The 4,599-nt window shown below is 30.7% G+C and carries 6 protein-coding genes; 2 read left to right on the forward strand and 4 right to left on the reverse strand.

Annotated elements, in window-relative coordinates:
- Window positions 1–269: DUF3231 family protein (locus JJE11_RS15020; protein WP_291637056.1), on the forward strand; the 269-nt coding region annotated here is incomplete at its 5' end.
- Window positions 270–387: 118 nt separating this feature from the next.
- On the opposite strand, the gene pknB is transcribed toward JJE11_RS15020, so the two are convergent.
- The 3 genes from pknB to JJE11_RS15035 form a co-directional block, all read right to left on the reverse strand.
- On the reverse strand, window positions 388–1,785 hold the full coding sequence (pknB, locus tag JJE11_RS15025; RefSeq protein WP_291637058.1) for a Stk1 family PASTA domain-containing Ser/Thr kinase: 1,398 nt from the start codon (window positions 1,783–1,785) through the stop codon (window positions 388–390).
- Between the two features lie 109 nt (window positions 1,786–1,894).
- Complete coding sequence (locus tag JJE11_RS15030) at window positions 1,895–2,794, reverse strand: DMT family transporter (RefSeq protein WP_291637060.1); 900 nt, start codon at window positions 2,792–2,794, stop codon at window positions 1,895–1,897.
- A gap of 134 nt (window positions 2,795–2,928) precedes the next feature.
- Window positions 2,929–3,483, reverse strand: a complete 555-nt coding sequence (locus JJE11_RS15035; protein ID WP_291637062.1) for an XRE family transcriptional regulator — start codon at window positions 3,481–3,483, stop codon at window positions 2,929–2,931.
- Between the two features lie 116 nt (window positions 3,484–3,599).
- On the opposite strand from JJE11_RS15035, the gene JJE11_RS15040 reads away from it, so the two are divergent.
- Entirely contained in the window at window positions 3,600–4,193 is a 594-nt protein-coding gene (locus JJE11_RS15040; RefSeq protein WP_291637064.1) for a LysE family transporter, read from the forward strand.
- Between the two features lie 112 nt (window positions 4,194–4,305).
- Here the strand turns inward: JJE11_RS15040 and JJE11_RS15045 are convergent.
- Window positions 4,306–4,599: hypothetical protein (locus tag JJE11_RS15045; RefSeq protein WP_291637066.1), on the reverse strand; the 294-nt coding region annotated here is incomplete at its 5' end.

Raw genomic sequence — 4,599 nt, forward strand, 5'->3', positions numbered from 1 at the left:
CTTCTGATAGTTATGTAAATGATTCTACAGTTTCACCTTTTTCAGAAAAATTAATGCTGAATCATTCTGTATTAATGGCGTCATCAGGAATAGGTGATTTAGGTATGGCTATAGCAGGTTCTATGAGAAGTGACTTACAGACTAATTATATGAAATATATTGCTGACGCTATGATGTATAGTAAATCTGGTGTAGATATTCTAATTGATAATGGATGGCTTGAACAACCTCCACAAGCTGTAAAGCATGAAAATTTAGTATGGGTCTAAGTTCTAAAAGTGTTACTGTAAAACTAAATATAAATGGGTGCCCTATTTTACTATAGGACACCCTTTTTAAAATTCACATGTATACTCTTATAAAGCTATTCCTGTATACGTGAATTTATCACTTTTTTTTACCTTTTCCCTTTTTTGATTGTGGCGGAGTAGTCTGAACAACCTCTTTACCTAAGCTTATAACTAAATCTATTTTTCCATCTTTTTCATAGGATGTATTTACCACAGGCAATTGACTAATAACTAGTCCCTTATCAATACTATCACTATAATTATTCGTAATGTTACCTAGCAAAAATCCATTATTAACTACAGTCTGCATTGCAATATCTTGGGTCTCTCCAATAAGGGATGGGACAAATTTCTTTTCAACTACTGGTAATTTTGCCTCTACCTTTGGAACTGTAGTTTTTACAATTGGCGTTGATGTATCTTTTGAAATAAATTTTCCTAAAACGGAAGCAATCATAACTAAAATAATTGATGCAATAACTATCATTGCCTTTTTATTTGTACTAAGTTTCTTATTTTTAGGTATTACTTCATTCTTTCTTGTGAACATTGTTTTTTCAGTGCTTGCCTCGTCACCCATTACCCTTGTGAAATCATTTCCTATATCAGAAACCACCGCTGCACTCATAATCCTTGTAGCATCATCCAGGTCCTTATTTGCATTAACTTTATAATTAGAATTTTGTTTAATTGAACTTAAAATCTCTGCCATTTCCTTAGCGGTTTGGTATCTTTTAATAGGCTCCTTTTGCATAGCCTTCAAAATTACCTGGTTTATATTTTCAGGTATATCCGTAATGATTTCTTTGGGTGGAATAATAGGTTCCTTAATATGCATCATAGCTATGGAAATAGCGCTTTCTGCATTATACGGTACCCTTCCCGTCACCATTTCATACATTACAATTCCTAATGAATATATGTCTGTCCTACAATCTACAAAATTTCCTTTTGCTTGCTCTGGAGAAAAATAGTGTACGGTACCAATAATATTATTGCAATTGGTCATGGTTGTTGAATCTACAACTTTTGCTATCCCAAAATCCATAACCTTAACCATATTATCCTCTGTTATCATAATATTATCTGGTTTTATATCTCGATGAATTATATTGTTTATATGAGCACACTCAAGTGCTTTGGCTATTTGAAAAACTATATCTATTGTCTTCTCTGCACTAAGTCTGCCGTTTTCCTTTATTACTTTCTTTAATGTTTTTCCATTAATATATTCCATAACTATAAAATTAACATGATCTTCTTCACCAACATCATGAACATTCACTATGTTTGGGTCTGATAATCTTGCAATTGATGTAGCTTCCCTTCTAAACCTAGTTAAAAAATCTTCATTATCACCTAACTCTGCTTTTAATATCTTTACAGCAACAAATCTATTTAATAAGTGGCACTTTGCTTTATAAACAGTTCCCATGCCACCTTCGCCAATCTTCTCTAATAACTCATATCTATCTAAAAGTAATTTTCCTATCATATATTTTTTATCCTCCTATAATGAACATCAACATATACATTATATCATAGGCTTATGAACCTATTACATGAAGTATGATTTGAGCCGGAATCCACTTTCTCAATATCTACTATAAAACCTCATCTACATCTTCCTGTTTTTTATTAAAAGGTATCATATGCCTATCAAATTGAACAATGAAAATAGAACCTAGAGTCATCATAATTCCTAATAACTTAACTCCTAAAATCATTTCTTTAAAAAATAAATAAGAAATTATAACTGCAACAATGATTTCCATAGAACTTATTATACCTGCTTTCGATGCTTCAACTCCATAAGATAACCCAGTAATATACAGCGTGTATGCAACCACTGTTGGAAATATCCCTAAACAGAGAATGCTTGTTATTAGAGGCAAACTATATTTTACATATAACAGATCTAATGGATGAGAAAATGGCACTAAAAATATCCATCCAAATAAAAAACTATATAAAATAATTGTCAATGGATGGTAATCATCTATGATTGCTTTACTTATAATCGTAACTAAAGCATAATTGAACCCTGCTCCTATTCCCATTAGAACACCTACTGAATTTATGCTTAAATTCCCCAATGAGCCTCCGGTAACAGTTAGAAAGCAACCTATTATACATAAAAAAAGTGCAGCGATTTTAGTAGTTGTTAACAGTTCTTTATAAAATATCCTACCCATTATGATTAAAAAAATAGGCGACGTATATAGTAGAACAACTGCTGTAGATATAGTAGTCCTTTTGATTGCTTCAAAATATAACAGATTGAAAAGGGCTTGTGAAAAAAAGCCTATTAAAGCAGTATATTTCAATCCTTTTTTATCAATTTTCAATAAATTTCTATCCTTAAAGGAAACAAATATAAACATTATAAGGAATCCTACAAAAAGTCTGCAAAACACAACAAGTTTCGGTTCAAACCCATAACTAAAAAATATCTTACCAAACAATCCTAAAGTACCCCATAAGCTTCCCGCTATCGCAATCATTAAATATCCCTTTATTGGTTGTATAATAAAGCCCCCCCTGGAATTCTTATTACTACAACTTACATTTTACCACTACAGGATATCTTTAACTGAAAGAAATGACAAAAGCATAAATATATTTGTTATACACAAATTTACAGTGGATAATATATAACCATACTTATCATTGTTAATCCATCTCCTGTATTACGATAACCATGCGGTTTATCAGCTTTGAATCTTATTGAATCTCCTTTATTTATAATGTGTTCTTCATCATTAACGCTTACAACCACTTGACCTTGAAATACAGTTAAAAACTCCTCCGTTCCATCTCTATGCGCCTCTGCATTCAGAAGTCCATCTTTTTCAATGTCAACAGAATACATTTCAAATCTTCTACCATCTTCATAAGGGAAAATTGGATATACTTTGTATTTACCATCATCTTCAATCAGTGGTTCCACTTCCCTTTTACTAAGAACAACTATATCAGATCGATGAGGATTGATTATGTCAGTGAAAGAAATTTTTAATCCATTTGCAATTTTCCAAACAGTTGAAATTGTTGGATTGGATTCTTCCCTTTCTATTTGCCCGAGCATACTTTTACTAACCCCTGTTAAATTTGCTACTTTATCAAGGCTTAGTTTTCTTTCATCTCTTATTCGCTTTAAATTATTAGCAATTCTTAAATTTAAATTTTCCAAAAATATTCACCCGCCTATTGTGCTTTATAACGTATAAGATGTATAATATAACGAAAGTGCATTATAACGTTTATACTGTATATTATAACATATGTTCAAAAAGGGGGGATACTATTTTGATTAATCTAATTCCATTTTTATCTTATGTGTTTGTAACCAGTTTTACACCCGGACCAAACAATATATTATCAATGGTTAATTCAAAAAAGTATGGTTTTAAGAATTCATTTCGTTTTAATTTGGGAATTCTTACTGGATTTACTATGATTATGATTTCTAGTAGTTATTTTAATCTCATTTTATTTAATTTGATGCCAAAAATCGAACATTATATAGGTGCCTTTGGTGCAGTTTATATGCTTTACCTTGCTTATAAAGTTACATTTAGTTCAAAGAAAAAAGCAGAACTTTCTAATAAAAAAACAAATACCTATTTAACTGGACTAACAATGCAGTTTGTTAATCCTAAAGCTATTATATATTGTATTACTGTCATAGCTACCTTTATAATTCCTTATTATAAATCAAGTTTTGCTTTAATATCTTTTTCAATTTTCCTAGGATTTATAGGATTTATATCTACTGTTTGTTGGTCACTTTTCGGTTCACTATTTCAGAATTTCTTAACAAAATATGATAAACAATTTAATATAGCTATGGGTTTATTATTAGTTTATTGTGCTGTCTCGATTTCTGGTTTGATTGGTTAGCAAATTTATTTCCTCATAAAAATCCCCAGCAACTATTATTTTAATAAAAATAAACTCCGCATCAAAATATGCGGAGTCATCTATCACAGCTTTTAGCTTTAACCAATGATTTCTATATAATGAGAGATTCATTAACAAAATTTGAAGAAGAAAACATTTTATCTAAAGGCACAAAGGTATTATACCCTTGTGCCTTTATGCATGTCTTGTAGCCCTCAACAGCGATAATAGTTGGAAAAACTTCTGCGCCCATTATGTTTGCCATATTAAAGCATTTAAAAGTCTCTTGTCTTATGTCTTCAGAATTAAATTCCTTTTCAAACTCCTCGCTAGATATATTAAAACTTTTAGCTATTTCAGTGTATACCTCTAAGCTATTCATATCTCTTCCGTAAACGAAAAAGGC

It is taken from the genome of Clostridium sp., assembly GCF_016650095.1.
GTDB lineage: Bacteria > Bacillota > Clostridia > Clostridiales > Clostridiaceae > Clostridium_AD.